The organism is Lichenicoccus roseus, assembly GCF_005844085.1.
GTDB lineage: Bacteria > Pseudomonadota > Alphaproteobacteria > Acetobacterales > Acetobacteraceae > Lichenicoccus > Lichenicoccus roseus.
In genome coordinates this window covers 1-17,666 of sequence record NZ_VCDI01000001.1, presented here as the reverse complement: position 1 = coordinate 17,666, position 17,666 = coordinate 1, and the positions used below count along the sequence as shown (strand labels likewise).

Annotated in this window: 15 protein-coding genes; 10 read left to right on the top strand and 5 right to left on the bottom strand. The window is 68.7% G+C overall.

What is annotated here, in order from left to right:
* Window positions 1-1,164 carry a hypothetical protein gene (locus FE263_RS00070; RefSeq protein WP_138323928.1) on the top strand — a complete coding sequence of 388 codons (1,164 nt, stop codon included), beginning with the start codon at window positions 1-3 and terminating at the stop codon, window positions 1,162-1,164.
* Between the two features lie 180 nt (window positions 1,165-1,344).
* Here the strand turns inward: FE263_RS00070 and secB are convergent, their stop codons facing one another.
* Both secB and FE263_RS00060 read right to left on the bottom strand, forming a co-directional pair.
* Complete coding sequence (gene secB, locus FE263_RS00065) at window positions 1,345-1,857, bottom strand: protein-export chaperone SecB (protein ID WP_240758909.1); 513 nt, start codon at window positions 1,855-1,857, stop codon at window positions 1,345-1,347.
* Between the two features lie 148 nt (window positions 1,858-2,005).
* A complete protein-coding gene (locus tag FE263_RS00060; RefSeq protein ID WP_338086620.1) occupies window positions 2,006-2,590 on the bottom strand; it encodes a histidine phosphatase family protein in 585 nt (194 codons plus the stop codon).
* Window positions 2,591-2,739: 149 nt separating this feature from the next.
* Between FE263_RS00060 and FE263_RS00055 the strand changes: the two genes are divergently transcribed.
* The 6 genes from FE263_RS00055 (at window position 2,740) to FE263_RS00030 (ending at window position 11,768) form a co-directional block, all read left to right on the top strand.
* Window positions 2,740-3,441 carry a Tim44/TimA family putative adaptor protein gene (locus FE263_RS00055; RefSeq protein ID WP_138323926.1) on the top strand — a complete coding sequence of 234 codons (702 nt, stop codon included), beginning with the start codon at window positions 2,740-2,742 and terminating at the stop codon, window positions 3,439-3,441.
* 95 nt (window positions 3,442-3,536) lie between these two features.
* Complete coding sequence (mltA, locus tag FE263_RS00050) at window positions 3,537-4,733, top strand: murein transglycosylase A (protein ID WP_138323925.1); 1,197 nt, start codon at window positions 3,537-3,539, stop codon at window positions 4,731-4,733.
* Between the two features lie 128 nt (window positions 4,734-4,861).
* Window positions 4,862-5,701 (top strand): DNA-methyltransferase, encoded by an 840-nt coding sequence (locus FE263_RS00045; protein WP_138324841.1) that lies wholly within the window; start codon window positions 4,862-4,864, stop codon window positions 5,699-5,701.
* Between the two features lie 222 nt (window positions 5,702-5,923).
* Window positions 5,924-7,429, top strand: a complete 1,506-nt coding sequence (locus FE263_RS00040; RefSeq protein ID WP_171033852.1) for an efflux transporter outer membrane subunit — start codon at window positions 5,924-5,926, stop codon at window positions 7,427-7,429.
* An 85-nt stretch (window positions 7,430-7,514) separates the two neighbouring features.
* A complete protein-coding gene (locus FE263_RS00035; RefSeq protein WP_138323923.1) occupies window positions 7,515-8,669 on the top strand; it encodes an efflux RND transporter periplasmic adaptor subunit in 1,155 nt (384 codons plus the stop codon).
* A gap of 27 nt (window positions 8,670-8,696) precedes the next feature.
* Entirely contained in the window at window positions 8,697-11,768 is a 3,072-nt protein-coding gene (locus FE263_RS00030; protein ID WP_138323922.1) for an efflux RND transporter permease subunit, read from the top strand.
* 3 nt (window positions 11,769-11,771) lie between these two features.
* Here FE263_RS00030 and FE263_RS00025 read toward each other — a convergent pair whose 3' ends face one another.
* The gene (locus FE263_RS00025) at window positions 11,772-12,230 is read right to left on the bottom strand and encodes a DUF3597 domain-containing protein (RefSeq protein WP_138323921.1); all 459 of its coding nucleotides are present in this window, start codon (window positions 12,228-12,230) and stop codon (window positions 11,772-11,774) included.
* A 52-nt stretch (window positions 12,231-12,282) separates the two neighbouring features.
* Window positions 12,283-13,683 (bottom strand): hypothetical protein, encoded by a 1,401-nt coding sequence (locus FE263_RS00020; protein WP_138323920.1) that lies wholly within the window; start codon window positions 13,681-13,683, stop codon window positions 12,283-12,285.
* Window positions 13,684-13,814: 131 nt separating this feature from the next.
* Between FE263_RS00020 and FE263_RS00015 the strand changes: the two genes are divergently transcribed.
* Genes FE263_RS00015 through FE263_RS00005 form a run of 3 tightly spaced genes read left to right on the top strand, consistent with a single transcriptional unit; the run spans window position 13,815 to window position 16,488 of the window.
* Window positions 13,815-14,366, top strand: a complete 552-nt coding sequence (locus FE263_RS00015; protein WP_138323919.1) for a Smr/MutS family protein — start codon at window positions 13,815-13,817, stop codon at window positions 14,364-14,366.
* A gap of 46 nt (window positions 14,367-14,412) precedes the next feature.
* Complete coding sequence (locus tag FE263_RS00010; RefSeq protein ID WP_138323918.1) at window positions 14,413-15,972, top strand: cryptochrome/photolyase family protein; 1,560 nt, start codon at window positions 14,413-14,415, stop codon at window positions 15,970-15,972.
* Between the two features lie 12 nt (window positions 15,973-15,984).
* Window positions 15,985-16,488: a DUF4142 domain-containing protein gene (locus tag FE263_RS00005; protein WP_138323917.1), complete on the top strand. Its 504-nt coding sequence runs from the start codon at window positions 15,985-15,987 to the stop codon at window positions 16,486-16,488.
* 93 nt (window positions 16,489-16,581) lie between these two features.
* On the opposite strand, the gene FE263_RS21940 is transcribed toward FE263_RS00005, so the two are convergent.
* Window positions 16,582-17,666: hypothetical protein (locus FE263_RS21940; RefSeq protein WP_456306558.1), on the bottom strand; the 1,085-nt coding region annotated here is incomplete at its 5' end.

The following is a 17,666-nucleotide window of genomic DNA, read 5'->3' as shown; positions in this document are numbered from 1 at the left end:
ATGCGCGGCGGTTGGCTGCTGGCCCTGTTGCCGTTGCTCGCCCCGGCTTTTGCGCCGGTGCCGGCGCGTGCCGCATTGTTCGGCCCGGACGGGCTCGATCCGGCGTTCTGCAAGACACCGAGCGTGCGCCAGACGGTGGTCTATGTCGACGACATGATGATGGTCGACGGCCAGACCGACTGGGCCCGCAAGCTCGCCGTCAAGCTGCGCGCAACGCTCTCGCCGGGAGAGCGGGTCACCGTGGTACGGCTGTCGCCCGCCAATGGCCAGAGCAGCGAGATCTGGACCGCGTGCTGGCCGGCCTATACCGCCGCGCAGAAGGCCGACATCGCCGGCCAGAGCTTCCTGTTCAGCCGCAACCCGCTGTCGGGCATCGGCGACCAGCAGAAATTCTTCCTGGGCGCGATGGGCGCCGCACTGACCACGATCTACCAGCAGTCAAAGCGCCCCGCCGATGTGGTCCGGATCAATGCCGGCGATCCGCCGCACAAGGACATCATCCGTGCGCTGGCCTCCGACGAGGGCCGTTTCGCGGCCAGCCGGGTCACGCTGCGCGCGATCGTCTATTCCGACATGTCCGAGGACAGCGATCTCGGCGAGGTCATCCCGAAGCCGGGTGCCGCGCCGGAGGCGAGCCCCGATCTCGGCGGCCTCGGCCAGAAGCTGGGCACCTACCTCCGCCGGAGCGTGTTCTACGCGTATGGCGTCGGTGCCGATGTCGATGGCGACCCCGCCTTCGGAGAGCAGGCACGTGGCTTCTGGACGCAGGCGCTGCACGGCATGGCGGCCACCCTGGGTGGCATGGGTGCGGACCTCAACGTGCCCAACCTGCTGCCGGTCGCCTCCTACGACGTTCCCGTCACGCTCACCATGGACAACCAGGCCCTGGATGGCAGGCTGTCGCTGCTGACCGACCAGGATGGCGCGCTGGTCGACAGCTGGCTGGGCATCTCCAGGCTCGGCAGCACCGGCCTGGATGGCAATTTCCGCTGCGAGACCGGTGCCGGCTGCCGCCTGGACGCCACTACCAGCAGCGGCCTCGCCACCAACGCCGCGAGCGAACACGTGACCCTCCGAGGCCCGGCCCAGGGCCCGATGAACGGGGAGCTAGGGGTCAAGGCGCAAGGCATGCTGTTCAAGCTGCACGCCGACCCGAGGAGCTAGACACCTTCCCGGAAACGAGGAAACACGGCTGAGGCTGCGCTACGCCGAGTGGGAGTGCCGCAAAGCGGCACGCCCGGGGCGGCTCTGCGAGCACCGGAGCGGAGCGGCCTCCTGGCCGTGAGCACCGGAGCGGACGAGAGACGCCTCGGACCGCCGGCGTAGTGCAGCCTCAACCGTGTTTCAGGCGTGGCCGGTCTGGGTGCTGACTTGCGCCGCATTGTTCTGGCCGCGCTTGGCCTGCCACAGCCCGACGAAGTCGATCGGCTGCAGCACCACCGGCGGGAAGCCGCCGTCGCGGGTGACTTCGCTGATGATGTTGCGCGCGTAAGGGAAGATCAGCCGCGGCACCTCGACCAGCAGCAGCGGCTCGATCATGTTGTCGGGCACCTCGTTCAGCGTCACCACCGCGGCGTAGGCGAGCTCGGCGATGAACACCACGCGCGGGGCGGCGCCGGTCTCGCCTGCGGGCTCGGTCGCCTCGGTCTTGATCGCCAGCACGATCTCGAACACCGCCTGGTCCTGCTGCAGCCGGTTCGCCTGCACGTCGATGTTGACCGAGATCTGCGGGTTCGAGCGCAGCGTCGCGAAGATCTCGGCTCCCGCCGGCACCTCGAAGGAGAGGTCCTTGGTGTATTGCAGGTTCATCGTCAGCGGCAGGGCCGGCGGAGCGGAGGCTGCATTGGTGGCGGACATCAGGGTCTCCCGGAGCATTCTGCGGAGTGGAGGCAGACTTAGAAGCAGGGTTCGGCTTCGGAGCGGGCGGGTAGCATGCCGGGCGGCCCGAGGCCAGCAGGCCGACCATACACCCTGGCCACGTCCGAAGGCGGCTAATCCCGCCGCGTCAGTGGCGCCAGACCAGCGGCGAGGGCGGGCGCTGCTGCGCATCGATGCGCAGGAAGGCGCCGTTCTGCAGGCTCGAGCCGGACAGCGCCAGCAGGAAGCCCCAATGCGACACCACGAGGGTCATCGCGAGTTGTGGCAGTGCCACCGCCTCGCGGCGGAACTGCTCGGCGCGGGCCACCACATGCTCCTCCTGCTCGGTCGCCTGCGGCCACCAGACTTCCTCGAGATGGCTGAAATCGATATCCGGCCAACGTCGGGCGAGCTGGCTGGCAGGGGTGCCGATGTCGCAGACGAAGGCGCAGCGCTCGCCGATCAGCGGCGTCACCACCGGAGCGACCCCGCGTTCGCGGGCGATGGGTGCTGCGGTCTGCAGGGCACGGGTGTAGGGCGACACCAGGATGCGGTCGATCCGCTGGCCGGCGAGCGCTGCCGCCGCCTGTGCCGCCTGCTCCTCGCCGAGCGGCGTGAGCACCGGGTCGACGATGCCCGGATCACACTTCGTGCGCGTGAAATGCAGGTTGAACTCGCTCTGGCAATGCCGCAGCACGATCATCACCGGCCGATACGCCCCCGCACCGGCCACCGCAACTGCCGTTTTCCGAGCCTTCGAGCTTGCTTCGGGAAGCGGACCGGCCGTGTCTATGCGAACAGGTTGTCTCGCAAGGAGCGACAGCCTATCTCCATCACGCGAACATGGTGGCACCGGTTTCGCAGGAGAGAATGGGCACGATCATGGATTTCACTGCAGGTCACTTTCCGGTCGACCTCGTGCTGCTGGGCCTGATCGCTGCCTTCCTCGTGGTGCGCCTGCGCGGCATCCTGGGCAAGCAGACCGGCCTGCAGCGTCCCACCGGCGGACAGACGGTGCCCAATATCGGGGGCCGGAAGGCTGGCGGGCCGGTGATCGACGGCCGTGTCGAGGCCGCCGCGGCGTCGGAGCGTCCGCTGCCGGACCCGACGGGTCCTGTCGGCCTGAAGCTGGCGCGCATACGCGAGCGCGACCGCGGTTTCGATGCGGCCGGCTTCGTGCGCGGCGCCGAGGCGGCGTTCCGCAAGATCGTGCAGGCCTTCGCGGAAGGCGACCGCACCACCTTGCGCTCCAACCTCACCGAGACTGCGTACAACGCCTTCGACGCCGCGATCACCTCCCGCGAACAGGCCGGTGAGACGCAGCGTGCCGAGATCCGCAACATCCTGCATGCCGACATCGTCGACGCCTCGCTGAACGAGCGCGGCGGCCTCTGGCTGGCCGCCATCGACGTGAAGTTCGTCTCCGACCAGGTCAGCCTGGTGATCGGTCGTGACGGCCAACCGGTGTCCGGTGCGGATGCGACCACCGAGCTTGCCGATCTGTGGACGTTCGAACGGCTGCTCGATGCCGCCGGTAGCGCCGCAGGTCCGAACTGGCGGCTGGCCAACGCTCGCAGCGCCTGAAGGCAATGGCTGCGTCGGCCCGGCCTGGCGCCGGGCGCGTTGTGCTCGTTCCGGGTTCGGCGGCCTGGCGTGCGTTCCGTCGCATTCCACACCTCATGCGTGCAGCGCCCCTGCTCGCCGGCCTGGCCGGATGCGCCGCGCAGCCCTCCGGCCCTCCCGCACTCTCCTTGCGCCCGGTCGGCTATGACACCCTGACGGGATGGTCGTCCGACCAGGTCGCGACCGTACTGCCGGCGCTGCTCGACCAGTGCCACCGGCTTGCCCTGCTGCCGCCAGATACTGCCCTCGGTGGAGCCGGGGCGGCCGCCGCGGAAGGTGGCAAGGCAGGCGATTGGGCGGGCTTCTGCCAGGCGATCCAGTCGGTGCCGGCAGGCGATGCGGCGTCGCTGCGGCGGGTCATCGCGCTCTGGCTGCAGCCCTATGCGGTGGGAGACGCCGGACGCGAGGACGCCTTGTTCACCGGCTATTTCGAACCGGAGTTCCACGGCTCCCTGACCCGCGACGCGACGTACCGGGTGCCTGTCTATCGGCGCCCCCCGGATCTCCTGACAGTACATGATGCGCAAGGCGCCGCAGTGACCGGCCGGGTACAGGACGGGCATGTCGTGCCGTATTTCACGCGCGCCCAGATCGATCATGGCGCGCTCGAAGGGCGCGGCCTGGAAATCCTCTGGCTCGCCGATCCGGTCGATCTGTTCTTCCTGCAGGTGCAGGGCTCCGGTCGCGTGCGGCTGCCCGGCGGCCAGATCGTGAGGCTCGGATATGCGGGCCGGAACGGCGCCCGGTACACGCCGCTCGGCCGGCTGCTGCTCGAGCGCGGCGACTTGCCCGCTGATGGCATCAGCATGCAGACGATCCGCGCCTGGCTGGGCGCGCATCCGGAGCAGGCGCAGTCGGTGATGGAAGCCGACGCCAACTACGTGTTCTTCCGGGTGATGGGCGACCTGCGACCCGACCAGGGGCCGCCCGGCGCGCTGGGCCTCGACCTCTCGCCGCTGCGCTCGGCGGCGATCGACCGTAGTTTCGTGCCGCTCGGATCGCTGCTCTGGATAGACAGCACGACGCCATCCGGAACGAAATTGCAGCGCCTGATGCTCGCACAGGATCTCGGCACCGACATCACCGGTCCCGCTCGCGCTGATGTGTTCTTCGGCTGGGGCGAGGAGGCGGCGCAGCAGGCCGGCGCCATGCATGCGAGCGGGCGCCTCATAATCCTGCTGCCCCGCCCCTTGGCGACTCCGGCGGCGGCGGGCCCCGCGACTCGCGCGACGGCCCGGGCGGGCAATACATAGGGATATTTCGCCGTTGCGGCGGTGCTGGGTACTGGCGGCGGGATCGCCCGGACGGCGATACTGCGGGCATGAGTTCGAGTCTTCTGGTGCGTCCCGAGTCGCATACGTCGAAACCCGCCATCCTGCGGATGGACCAGTCCATCAAGCGTCTTCCGGCCCGCACGCTGCGCTACGGGGTCGGCCGGCACACCCTCTATCGTGGCGACTGCCTGAAGGTGCTGCGCTCGCTGCCGGAGGGTCAGATCGACGTCGTGGTGACCTCGCCGCCTTACAACCTCGGGTTGAACTACGGCACCTACCAGGACCAGCGCGACGAGGGCGACTACCTGGACTGGATGCTCGCCTGCGCCACCGAGGTGCGGCGGACGATGGCCCCGGATGCCTCGTTCTTTCTCAACATCACCGGATCGAGCTCCAGGCCCTGGCTGCCGTTCGAGTTGATGGTCCGGTTGCGTGGCCTGTTCCAGTTGCAGAACCACATCACCTGGGTGAAGTCGATCTCGGTGGGCGAGGACAGCCTCGGCCACTTCAAGCCGATCCGGTCCGACCGCTTCCTGCACCGCAACCACGAGCACATCTTTCATCTGACGCAGACCGGCAACGTCGCGATCAAGCGCCTGGCGGTTGGCGTGCCGTACAAGGACAAGAGCAACATCGCGCGCCGCAACCACCAGCAGGACCTGCGCTGCCGTGGCGACACCTGGTTCATTCCTTACTCGACGGTGCAGGCGCGGGCGCAGAAGTTCAACCATCCGGCTTCCTTCCCGGTGATGCTGCCGCGCATGTGCATCCGGCTGCATGGCAAGGCCGCGCCGACGGTGCTCGATCCATTCATGGGCAGCGGCACCAGCCTGATCGCCGCCGAGGAGGAGGGCGGGCGTGGCATCGGGATCGATGTCGATGCCGCCTACGTGTCGGTGGCGCGAAACCGATTGCTGTCGAGCTTCCGCTCCTCCCAGGCGGCCTAGCTCCGGGCGCAGCTTCGAGCCGGGGTAGATTGGCATGCCCGGCCACTTGATGGCTCGTCGCACCATGCCACAGCTGTTTACTTAAAGATTTCCGGCTGTTTCACGCCAATTGAGACTGGCACGGAACCTGCTGTATTCCCTCCAGTGGCTGCGAGCGACTGGAACCTGATGTCTTTGCCGAGTGCCTGCCCCGCAGCGTCCCCTCCAGGATGGCTGGCCGCCATGTCGGGCGCCCTGCGCAGCCGTGCGCTGCCGGCGGTATGCTCCGTGGCCGTGCTGTCCGCGTGTGCGGTCGGGCCTGACTATCGCCGCCCGGCGACGGCGCCGCTTACCCGCTATACCGAGACGGCGCTGGCGGGGAGCACGCAGTCCGAACCGGTGCCCGGCGGCGGATCGCAGTCGACCGTCGTCGGCGGCGACATCCCGGGGGAGTGGTGGGCGCTGTTCCGGTCGCCGGCGATCACCGCGCTGGTGCGGGCGGCGCTGGCGCAGAACCCGAACGTCGCGTCGGCGCAGGCGAGCCTGCGGCAGGCACGGGAACTCCGGCTGCAGCAGGAAGGCACGCTGTTCCCCGACATCACCGGCGTGCTCGCCCACGCGCGCCAGGAGGAACCGCTCAGCTTCGAGGGCGTACGGACGCCGTCCCTGCTGTTCAGCGACGTCGATGCCCAGCTCAACCTGTCGTACACGATTGATGTCTGGGGCGGCCTGCGACGCGCGGTCGAGGCGGCCGGCGCGCATGTCGACTACCAGCGCTACGAGCTGGAGGCGATCGACCTCGCGCTGTCCGCCGGCGTCGCCACCAGTGCCGTGACCGCCGCGTCGCTGGCTGCCCAGATCAAGGTGCAGCAGGACCTGATCGGCTTCGAACAGCGCCAGCTGCAGACCGTGCGACGGCAGTTCGAGCTGGGCGGCGCCACCGGCACCGATGTCGCGACCCAGGAAGCGCAGGTGGCGACTGCCCAGACCGTGCTGGTACCGCTGCAGACCCAGCTCGCCCAGACCCGCGACCAGCTCGCCGCCTACCTCGGGCGTGCGCCGTCCGAGGTGTCGATCCCGGCGCTGGATCTCGACGCCATCGTGCTGCCCGATATGCTGCCGGTGAGCGTGCCATCGGCGCTGCTGGACCAGCGGCCCGACATCCGTGCGGCCGAGGCGACGTTGCATCAGGAGACCGCCGATCTCGGGGTCGCGATCTCCAACCGGCTTCCCCAGGTCACCCTGACCGCCAGCGTCGGGTCGCAGTCGCCCGACTTCCACCAGCTCTTCTCGCCGACCAATGGCCTGTGGTCGCTGGTCAACCAGGCGGCGCAGCCGATCTTCGATGCCGGCCAGCTGCTGCACGCCCAGCGCGCCCAGCGGGCTGCACTCGATGCCGCCGGCTATGCCTGGCGCAACACCGTGGTCACAGCATACCAGAATGTCGCCGACGTGCTGGTGGCGCTGCAGAACGACGCCCTCTCGCTCCGCGCCTCGGTCGATGCCGAGCGTGCCTCGGCGCGCAGCCTGTCGCTCGCCAGCCTGCAATACAAGCTGGGTGGCGTATCGTATCTCTCGGTGCTGACGGCGCAGCAGAGCTACCAGAATGCCAGCCTGTCGCTGCTCCGGGCGCGCGCGTTGCGCTACACCGACACCATCGCCCTGTTCCAGGCCCTGGGCGGCGGCTGGTGGCACCGCAGCGACGTGCCGCCACCGCCGCCCGGGCTGCTGAGCTCGCCCCTGCCCTGAGGCCGGACGCCTCGACACCGGACACCTCGAAGACGACTGCCATGACGCCGATTGCCGACACGCCCCGCCGGAGACCGACCCGCCCATGCTGAGGAAGCTGCTCTACACGCTGCCGCTCGTCCTGCTGCTGGCCGGCGGCGGGCTCTACTGGCAGCGGCACGGATTGGCCAGCGGCCGGCCCGAGGCCGGAGCGGGGGCCGGGGCCGCCGCTCCCGAGACCGTTGCCGCCACGGTGGCGCAGACGCAGCCGTGGCAGACCACGCTGCGGGCAACCGGAGAGGTGCGGGCGGTGCAGGGCGCCGACATGTCCGCCGAGGTCAGCGGCATCGTGGACAGCATCTCCTTCACTTCAGGTCAGGACGTCGGCGCCGGCACCGTGCTGCTGCGCCTTCGCGCCAACGACGACGAGGCGCATCTGGCACAGCTGCAGGCGGCGGCCGACCTGGCCAACGCCAACCTGGCCCGCGACCGCAGGCAGTTCGACGCACAGGCGATCAGCCGGGCCACCCTCGACGCCGACGAGAGCACGTTGCGGTCGGACCAGGCTCAGGTGGCGGCTTTCAAGGCGGTCACCGTCGAGAAGATCGTGCGCGCCCCGTTCGCGGGCCGCATCGGCGTGCGCCTGGTCGATGTCGGGCAATACCTGACAGCGGGGACGCCGATCGTGACGCTGCAGGCGCTCGATCCGATCTATGTCGATTTCAACATCCAGCAGCAGGCGCTCTCGCAGCTGCAGCCTGGTTTGCTGGCGGACGTGCATGTCGATGCCTGGCCCGGACGGGTGTTCCAGGCGCATATCAATTCGATCAACAGCCGGGTGGACAGCGCCAGCCGCATGGTCATGGTCCGCGCCCAGCTCGACAACCACGACCATGCGCTGCTGCCGGGAATGTTCGCGGTGGTCGAGATCCGGACCGGCACGCCGCGTCCGCTGCTGACGCTGCCGCAGGCGGCGATCAGCTATAATCCCTATGGCGACTTCGTCTATGTGCTGCAGCCGGATCCGCATGCGACCGTCGCGGCCGGGAGCGACCGTTTTGCCGGCCGCTTCACCGTGCGGACGCGCGTGGTGCAGGCGGGCGCCACCCGTGGCGATCAGGTCGCGATCCTGCGCGGCCTGCAGGCGGGCGAGATCGTGGTCACCGCCGGGCAGGTCAAGCTGCGCGACGGCATCCAGGCGGTGGTGAACAACGTCGTGCAGCCTGGCAGCGAGCCGGCGCCGCAGCCGGTGGACGAATGATGCTTTCGCAGCCAGGGGGCTGAGCCGATGCACCTGACCGAATTGTTCATCCGCCGGCCGGTGCTGGCCTGCGTGATCTCGGCGCTGGTGCTGGTCTTCGGCCTGCGCGCCGAGCAGTCGCTGCCGGTGCGGCAATTCCCGCATACGGTGTCGGGAACGATCGAGATCCAGACTGCGGACTATGGCGCCGATCCGGCCACCATCGCGGGCTTCATCACCACGCCGCTGGAGGGTGCGATCGCGCAGACCCAGGGCATCGACTACATGACGTCGTCGAGCACCACCAGCCTGAGCGACATCACCATCCATCTGCTGCTGAACTATGATCCGGCGCGTGCACTCGCCGAGGTGCAGTCCTATGTCACCTCGGTGACCTCGCAGCTGCCGGCGGGTGTGCAGGCGTCCTCGATCACGCTGTCCGCCGGCGGCGGCGAGGTGATGGACCTCGACGCCAGCAGCGACGTCCTGACCCCGGCGCAGGTGGGCGACTACATCCACCGGCTGGTTGCGCCACGGCTGCAGGCGGTTCCCGGCGTGCAGCAGGTCGAGGTCCAGGGCAGTCCGAACGTGGTGATGCGCGCGTGGCTCGATCCGCAGAAGCTGGCGGCCTACGGCCTGACCGGTCTCGACGTGCAGAATGCGCTGGCCGCCAACAACTTCGTCTCCGGCGCCGGCAACACGCTGGGCGGCATGACCGAGGTGACGCTCGACATCAACTCCGGCCTGCACAGCGCGGACGAGTTCCGTTCCCTGGTGGTGCGCCAGAGGGGCAACCGCATCATCCGGCTGGGTGACGTGGCGCGGGTCGCGTTCGGTTCCGATCCGGACAATTTCGCGGTGATCGCGAACGGCCACGACGGGATCTACATCGACGTGAAGCCGACGCCGTCCGCCAACGCCCTGACGCTCGCCACCGCGCTGCGGACGCGCGTCGCCGAGATCCAGGCGCAGATGCCGCCGGCCATCAGGCTCGAGATCCTGCACGATTCCGGCGAGTTCATCCGCAGCTCGGTGCACGAGGTGGTGGTGACGCTCGCAGAGGCCCTGCTGATCGTGGCGCTGGTGGTGTTCGCCTTCCTGGGCTCGCCGCGCTCGGTGCTGATCCCGGTCATCACGATCCCGCTCTCGCTGATCGGCACCTTTGCGATGATGTCGATGATGGGTTTCTCCATCAACCTGCTGACCCTGCTGGCGCTGGTGCTGGCGACCGGGCTGGTGGTCGACGATGCGATCATCGTGGTGGAGAACGTGAACCGCCATGTCGCCGGCGGCATGAGGCCGCTGCCCGCCGCCGTGCTGGCCTCGCGCGAGCTGGCGTTGCCGATCGTGGCGATGACCGTGGTGCTGATCGCCGCCTACGTTCCGGTCGGGCTGCAGGGCGGCCTGACCGGCGCGCTGTTCACCGAGTTCGCCTTCACGCTGGCCGGCTCGGTGACCGTCTCGGCGCTGCTGGCGCTGACGCTGTCGCCGATGATGTGCTCGCGGCTGCTCAGGCCGCGCAGCAGCCGCCCCGACCGCCTGCAGGGAATTGCGGATGCGGTGCTGGAACGTGTGCAGGGCGCCTACATGGCGGTGCTGCGGGTGTCGCTGGACCTGCGGCCACTGGTCCTGGCGTTCGGCGTCGCGGTGCTTGTCAGCATCTGGTTCCTGTACACCGGATCGAAGGCGGAACTGTCGCCGCCGGAGGACCAGGGCGTCATGGTGATCAGCGGGCAGGTCAACGCCAATGCCACGCTCGACCAGATGCAGCTCTACAACAGTCAGATCCTCGGCATCCTGAGAGCGCCGAAGGAAGGTCGCGGCTACTGGCACACGATGTCGCCGCCTTCGTTCGATGACGGGCTGGTGTTGAAACGGTGGTCCGAGCGTCATCGCACCACCGCGGTCGTCGCCGCCGAAGTGCAGCGGGCGCTGTCGCACGTCGCCGGGTCGGAGATGGCGGTCTACGTGCCGCCCTACCTGCCGGGGTCCTGGGGACTGCCGGTGAGCTTCGTGATCGAGGGCACCGGTAATGTCGCCGCGCTGAACACGGTGTCCGATGCCTTCCTGGCCCAGGTGCGCTCGAGCGGGCTGTTCGCCTATGCGGAGAAGGACCTCAAGATCGACCAGCCGCAGGCGACCATCGTCATCGACCGCGACAAGCTCTCCACCCTGGGCATCACCATGAGCGACGTCGGCAACACGCTGAACGCCATGCTCGGCGGCAACTATGTGGGCTTCTTCTCGAGCGGCGAGCGCTCATACAAGGTGGAGCCGCTGGTCGGGCGGCAGTTCCGGCTCAACCCGTCGCAGATCCTCGACTATCCGATCACCACGGTGAACGGCATCTCGGTGCCGCTGTCATCGGTCGCCAGCATCCGCCGCTCGGTGGTGCCGGAGTCGATCGCGCACTTCCAACAGCTCGGTGCGACCACGGTCAGCGCCGTGCCGATGCCCGGCGTCACCCAGGCGCAGGCCTACGCCTTCCTGCAGCAGCTAGCTCGCCAGACGCTGCCAAGCGGTTACGGTATCGACACGGTCGGTCCGCTGCGCCAGTTCGTGCAGGAGAGCGGCGGCTTCGCCACCACCTTCGCACTGGCCATCGTGGTGACGTACCTGGCGCTGGCGGCCCTGTTCGAGAGCCTGCTCGACCCGCTGATCATCCTGGTGTCGGTGCCGATGTCGATCGCCGGCGCCCTGCTGTTCGTCTGGCTCGGCGTCGGCGGGGCGAGCCTGAACCTGTTCACCGAGGTCGGGCTGGTGACCCTGATGGGTCTGATCAGCAAGCACGGCATCCTGATCGTCGAGGTCGCCAACGAACAGCGGGCGCTGGGCCTGTCCAAGCGCGAGGCGATCGAGCGCGCCTGCCTGCTGCGGCTGCGCCCGATCCTGATGACGACCGCGGCGATGGTGCTGGGCGTGCTGCCGCTGGTGTTCGCGACCGGGGCGGGAGCGGCGTCGCGCTACGTCATGGGCCTGGTGATCGCGTCCGGACTGTCGATCGGCACGCTGTTCACGTTGTTCGTGCTGCCGGCGGTCTACATGCTGATCGCCGGCCGGCACGTGCCGCGCCAGCATGCTCCCGGAAGCGCCCGGGAGCACGCGCTCGAACTGAGCTGACGGTCAGCCCTTGAGATCTGCCGGCACCTTGCCGCCATTCTGCTCGAGCTTGGTCATGACCTCCTTGTGCAGCCAGATGTTCATCGAGGCGCTGTCGTTGGTGTCGCCGGAATAGCTCAGTTCGTGGGCGAGGTCGGTGCGCGCCTTCAGGCTGCTGTCGAGGTCGAGCAGCTTCATAAGGTCGACGATCGAGCTCTGCCAGTTCAGCTGCTGCGGGTTCTTCGAGGCCATCTCGGTCAGCACGGCCCCGACATCGACCGGCGCCGGCGAGGCGGCGGCGGTGGTCTGGCTGGCGGTGGTCGGTGACGCCGGAACGCCGTCCGGGGCAGCCGCCGGGGCAACCGCGCCGGGGGTCGGGGCCGCACCGCTGGGGCTGTCGGTCTGGCTGGCCGATGCCTCGGGTGCCGCGGCGGCGGCGGGGTGGCTGAAGATCTTGGACATGATCGTGCCGAAAATGCTCATGGACGTGGCTTCTCCTGAAGCGGACGCCGCCGACGTGGCGGCGGTGCAGTCGTTACGACACGGCTGGCGGCAAGGTTGCCCCTCCGTGTCGCGGCAGCCGGCGTTCGACCGCCAGTGCCGCCGCAAGCGCGAACGGCAGCACCAGCAGCAGGTTGTAGCGCGGCTGGTTGACCGCGACCGCGGCGTTGAACACGAGCAGGAACCAGGGCGGCATGCTCAGCAGCAGCACCGGCCACGCCGAAGCCGCGGAGGAGCGGTCGCGCCAGGCGCGCAGCATCGCCCACAGGCTGAACGGCGCCAGGAGTGCGCCCCACCAGTGGTCGACATACAGGCCGCGCAGCGCCAGGGGGATCGTCACCAGCAGGTGCCGCAGCGGCTCGGCGAGCAGGTAGTGGTGCACGAGATAGTTCATGTGATGCGGCCAGCCGCCGGCAGCGGCGAGGGTCTGCCGCATCAGCGCGCCGTTGCCGATCGAATAGAAGCTGTCGGCATGCTCGTCCCAGCCGAAACGGTCGCAGGCATGGCGCCCGGCGATCAGGCGGCCGAGACCGGAACCGTCCGGCAGCCAGCAGACGAAGCTCAGCCCGTATTCGCGTGGCGTCATGGCGTCGAAGGCGATGCGCTGCACCAGGGTGTGCGACGCATAGCCGAAGCTGAGCGCCGCACGATGCAGGACGATGGCGTTGCGCAACACCCAGGGCAGCACCGGCATGGCGGCGCCGGTGGCGAAGGCGGCCACGCCGCGGGCGATTGCCGGCCGGTTCGCGGGGCGCCGGATCAGCAGGAGGCTTGCGCAGCCCAGGGACGCATAGAGCAGGTAGAGGAAGGCAGGGCGGCTGAGGATGGCGAGGCCGAGTGCGATCCCGGTCGCCAGCCAGGTCCGCCAGGCTGTGGCTGCCGGCTGCCGGACCGCGCTCGCCGCCAGGGTGCAGGCGGCAGCGGAGAGCACCAGGGTAAGGGTCTCGGTCATCAGCGTGTTGACCGACAGCAGTAGCAGCGGCGCGGCGAGCAGGCCGGTGCCGAGTCCGATCCAGCCGGCGCGCCGTGACCCCATGGCGCCGGCGATGGCGATCCAGAGCAGCCAGTAGAAGGCCAGGAGCATCAGGAACTGCGCGCCTCGTGCGACCGGCGCGGCTAGGGGGCAACCGGGGTCGCGTCCCGCCGTCGCCTCGACGCAGGCGATGCCGCGGCGCAGCCCGGGATCGAAGCTGGCCGCGGTTGCAAGGAATGCCGGATAGAGCGGCGTGAAGCGCATGCCGGGCGGCCGCAGCGTCGCCGGGCCGCCGCCGGCATAGGAGAAGCCGTCGGTGAAGGTGCCGTGCTGGCGCAGGTCGTAGGCGATGCCGAGATAGAAGCGCTGGTCGTAGCTCGAGAGTGGCATCACCGTCGCGCGCGGCCACAGCAGGGACAGCACCGCGAGGATGGCGAGAAGGGCGAGGAGGGGCTGGCGCACGCGGGCTTCTGTAGGGCGGCCCCGCCCCATGGTCCACCAGGGTTGCACGCCCGGTCTCTCCAGGCACGGCTTTGCACGCGGGAGCGGTCGCATGAGACCATGAGCAGGCAGCGGGCAGGGAACGGAATGGCATGGCGCGTGGTCTGAGGGAGAGCGAGCGCCAGCTCTGGGACGTGTTCAGCCGCGAGATCCGGCCATTGAAGGGTCGTGCTCCGCCGCGGCGGCCGGAGCCGCCGGCGCCCCCACCGGCCCCCACCGCGCCGGCACCCCCCGTGCCGATTGCGACGAAGGCGCCTAAGCGGCGTCCGCAGACCGTGGCGCCGACCCAGATGGTGGAGGTCGGACGCCGGCAGCCCGGCCTGGACGATACCAGCTGGCGACACCTCTCGAACGGCCGCCTGCGCGCCGAACGCCGGCTCGACCTGCATGGCCGCACCGCCCAGGCAGCCTTCGTCGCCCTGCACGGGTTCCTGCTGCGCGCCCAGCGGGACCGGCTGCGCTGCGTCGAGATCATCACCGGCGTCGGATCGGGCCAGGAAGGCGGCATCCTGCGCCGCGAGCTGCCGTTCTGGCTCAGCCGCCAGGACCTGCGACACCTGGTGCTGGCGGCGGTGCATCCGCATCCGGGCAACCCCGGATCGGTACGGGTGTTGCTGCGTCGCCGGGAGAACAAGCTCCGGTAGCGCAGCGTCAGGCTGCTCTCCTCAGACAGGCATAGACACGACGCTCATGCAGACGCTCCGGATGATCCTCGGCGATCAGCTCACCGACTCGATCGCCGCCCTGGACGACCTCGATCCGGCGCATGATCGCGTGCTGATGGCCGAAGTGCGCGACGAATGCACCTATGTTCGGCACCACAAGAAGAAGATCGTGCTGGTGCTGTCCGCGATGCGGCATTTCGCCGACCGGCTGCGCGCGCGCGGCGTCACGGTGGAGTATGTCGCCTTCGACGACGCCGGCAACACCCACTCGCTGCGCGGCGAGATGCTGCGCGCGGTGCGGCGCCTGAAGCCGAAGCGGATCGTGGTCACCGAGGCCGGCGAGTGGCGGCTGATGCAGGACATGATCGGTTGGCAGGAGGCGGCCGGATTGCCGGTCGAGATCGTCGGCGATACGCGGTTCCTCTGCTCGCATGGCCAGTTCCGGCACTGGGCCGAGGGACGCCGGGAATTGCGCATGGAATTCTTCTATCGCGAGATGCGCCGGCGGCATGGCGTGCTGATGGAGGGTGATGCGCCGGCCGGCGGTCGCTGGAACTTCGACGCGGAAAATCGCAAGCGCATGCCGCGTGACATGCAGCCGCCGTTGCCGCCGCAGTTCCAGCCCGATGCGATCACCGCGTCGGTCATCCAGCTGGTGGAACGCGAGTTCGGCTCGCACTTCGGAACCACCGCGCATTTCGATCTGCCGGTCACGCATGAACAGGCGATGCTGGCACTCGATCATTTCGTTTCGGAGCGGCTGGCTTCGTTCGGAGACTGGCAGGATTTCATGCGCACCGGCGATCCGGTGCTGTTCCACGCCCTGATCTCGACGTCGATGAATTGCGGGCTGCTCGATCCGCTGGTGGCGTGCCGCGCCGCCGAACAGGCCTGGGCCGACGGTGGCGCGCCGCTGAATGCGGTCGAGGGATTCATCCGGCAGATCCTTGGCTGGCGCGAATATGTACGTGGCATCTACTGGCTGCGCATGCCGGAGTATGGCGAGGGCAATGCGCTGGAGGCGCGTCGTGCCCTCCCATGGTTCTACTGGTCGGCCGAGACGAAGATGAATTGCATGGCGCAGGCGATCGGCGACACGCGCAAGAACGCGTATGCGCACCATATCCAGCGGCTGATGATCACCGGGAATTTTGCCCTGCTGGCCGGCCTCGATCCCGACCAGGTCGATGAGTGGTACATGATCGTCTATGCCGATGCGTACCAGTGGGTCGAGATGCCGAACGTGCGCGGCATGGCGCTGTTCGCCGATGGCGGTGTGATGGGGTCAAAGCCATATGCCGCGTCGGGCGCCTACATCAACCGCATGAGCGATTATTGCGCAGGCTGCGCCTACGACGTGAAGCGGGCCACCGGGGATGGTGCCTGCCCGTTCAACTTCCTCTACTGGGACTTCATCGCGCGCCACCGGCAGCGTCTGGAAGCCAATCACCGCATGGCGATGCCGGTGCGCACGCTTTCGAAGATGGATCCGGGCAGGGTCGAGGCAATGCGCTCGCAGGCTGCCGACTTCCTTTCGTCACTAAACTCCGCATCGCCTGGCGCCGTTGCATCGCCGTCATCATGAGGATTGCCGTCGATGTTGCTTGCACGCGTTACCCTGGCCACCGCCCTTGGCGTCGCCCTGCTCGCACCCGCCGCCTTTGCCGCATCGCCGACCGATGAAGCCTTCGTGGCCAAGGTCAGCCAGGGCGGCATGTTCGAGGTGAAGCTCGGCCAGGTGGCGGCCGACCAGGGTGCGACCCAGGATATCCGCGACCAGGGCAATACCGAGATGCACGACCACACGCTGGTCGGCGACAAGCTGAAGTCGATCGCGAACGGTATCGGCATCACCTTCCCCGATACCCTGAACGAGCAGTTCCAGGGACGGCTGGACAAGCTCAAGTCGCTGTCCGGCGTGGCGTTCGACCGCAGCTACCTGCAGGCGATGGAGGATATCCACGCCAAGGACGGCGCTGCCTTCGCGGCCGAGGCCCACCATGGCACGGACCCGAAGCTGCGGGCGTTTGCTGCCGAGACGCACCGCATCGTCGAGCGGCATGTCGGCGAGCTGAAGGCGATCGGTCCGACTGGCGGCTGAAGATCCGGCAGCCTGATACGGACGCATCCGGCGCGGGGGTTCTCCCCGCGCCGGATGTCGTTGGCGGTAGCGCGGAACCAGCGCTATCGCCGGTCAGAGTGCCCGGAACTGGGATTGGCTCAGGGCGTGCAGCTGGTTCAGCGAGAAGTCCATCGCCTGCGGGTAGGTGAAGGCGCCGAGTTGTGTGGTGGTCAGGCTGGCGACATCCACCGCGGACAGGGCTCCGATCTGAGCGCTGGACAGGAACGGGACCTGCGCCGTCGTGAGACCCGCCAGTTCGGCAGTCGTCAGCGCCGCCACCTGCAGCGTTGAAATCGCGGCGATGCAGCCCGTCGTCAGAGCACTGACCTCGGTCGACGTCAGTACTGCGATCGCAGAGGTGCCGAGGCTGGCGAGCTGGGCAGGTGTCAGCGAGTCGACTGTGCCGGGCAGCAGGGCGGAAACCTGTGCCGAGCCGAGGGCGCCGACCTGGCTGCTGGACAGGAAGCCGATCTGGGCCGGTAGCAGGGTGGCGGTATCGGTCGTGTTGAGGGCTGCTATCTGCTGGTTCGTGAGCGCTTTGAACTGGGTGCTGCCGAGCCCTGCGACCTGTGTGGTGGTCAGTGTTGCGATCTGTGCGGTAGTCAGCGCGGCGAGCTGTGCGGTGCTGAGTGCGAGCAGCTGTCCGGTGCCGAGGGCCTGGACCTGGGCGGTGGAGAGCGAGGCGATCTGCGCCACCGTCACCGAGGGCATCTGGTTGTTCACCAGGCCGGCGAGTTCGGTGGTGGTGAGGGCATCGAAGGTGGCGACGGTGAGGCCCGGCACCTGGATCTGGTTGAGTGCCTCGACGCTGGTGGAGGACATGGCGACGAGCTGTGCCGAGCCGAGGCCGGCGAGTGCCGTGCTGGTCAGCACGCGTGACTGGTCGCTGCCGAGGGCGGCGATATCCGCCAGGCTGACGGCGGCGAGCTGGGTGGCGCTGAGGGTGCCGACCTGGCCCTGGGTAAGGGCCTGGATCTGTGCGGTGCCGAGGGCTCGGATGATGCTGGTGGTCAGGGCGGCGATGTCGGCGCTGCCGAGGCTGGCGATCTGGGCCGGGGCGATCTCGGCGATCTCGGTGACGGTGAGCGTGCCGGCCTGAGCCGGCGTGAGGCTTGCGACCTGCGCATTCGACAGGCTGGCCCATTCGTCGCTGGACA

Excerpts from the sequence above, each read along its gene's own strand:
- FE263_RS00070 (WP_138323928.1), top strand. The coding sequence starts at position 1 with ATGCGCGGCGGTTGGCTGCTGGCCCTGTTGCCGTTGCTCGCCCCGGCT.
- secB (WP_240758909.1), bottom strand. The coding sequence starts at position 1,857 with ATGTCCGCCACCAATGCAGCCTCCGCTCCGCCGGCCCTGCCGCTGACG.
- FE263_RS00055 (WP_138323926.1), top strand. The coding sequence starts at position 2,740 with ATGGATTTCACTGCAGGTCACTTTCCGGTCGACCTCGTGCTGCTGGGC.
- mltA (WP_138323925.1), top strand. The coding sequence starts at position 3,537 with ATGCGTGCAGCGCCCCTGCTCGCCGGCCTGGCCGGATGCGCCGCGCAG.
- FE263_RS00045 (WP_138324841.1), top strand. The coding sequence starts at position 4,862 with ATGGACCAGTCCATCAAGCGTCTTCCGGCCCGCACGCTGCGCTACGGG.
- FE263_RS00040 (WP_171033852.1), top strand. The coding sequence starts at position 5,924 with ATGTCGGGCGCCCTGCGCAGCCGTGCGCTGCCGGCGGTATGCTCCGTG.
- FE263_RS00035 (WP_138323923.1), top strand. The coding sequence starts at position 7,515 with ATGCTGAGGAAGCTGCTCTACACGCTGCCGCTCGTCCTGCTGCTGGCC.
- FE263_RS00030 (WP_138323922.1), top strand. The coding sequence starts at position 8,697 with ATGCACCTGACCGAATTGTTCATCCGCCGGCCGGTGCTGGCCTGCGTG.
- FE263_RS00025 (WP_138323921.1), bottom strand. The coding sequence starts at position 12,230 with ATGAGCATTTTCGGCACGATCATGTCCAAGATCTTCAGCCACCCCGCC.
- FE263_RS00015 (WP_138323919.1), top strand. The coding sequence starts at position 13,815 with ATGGCGCGTGGTCTGAGGGAGAGCGAGCGCCAGCTCTGGGACGTGTTC.
- FE263_RS00010 (WP_138323918.1), top strand. The coding sequence starts at position 14,413 with ATGCAGACGCTCCGGATGATCCTCGGCGATCAGCTCACCGACTCGATC.
- FE263_RS00005 (WP_138323917.1), top strand. The coding sequence starts at position 15,985 with ATGTTGCTTGCACGCGTTACCCTGGCCACCGCCCTTGGCGTCGCCCTG.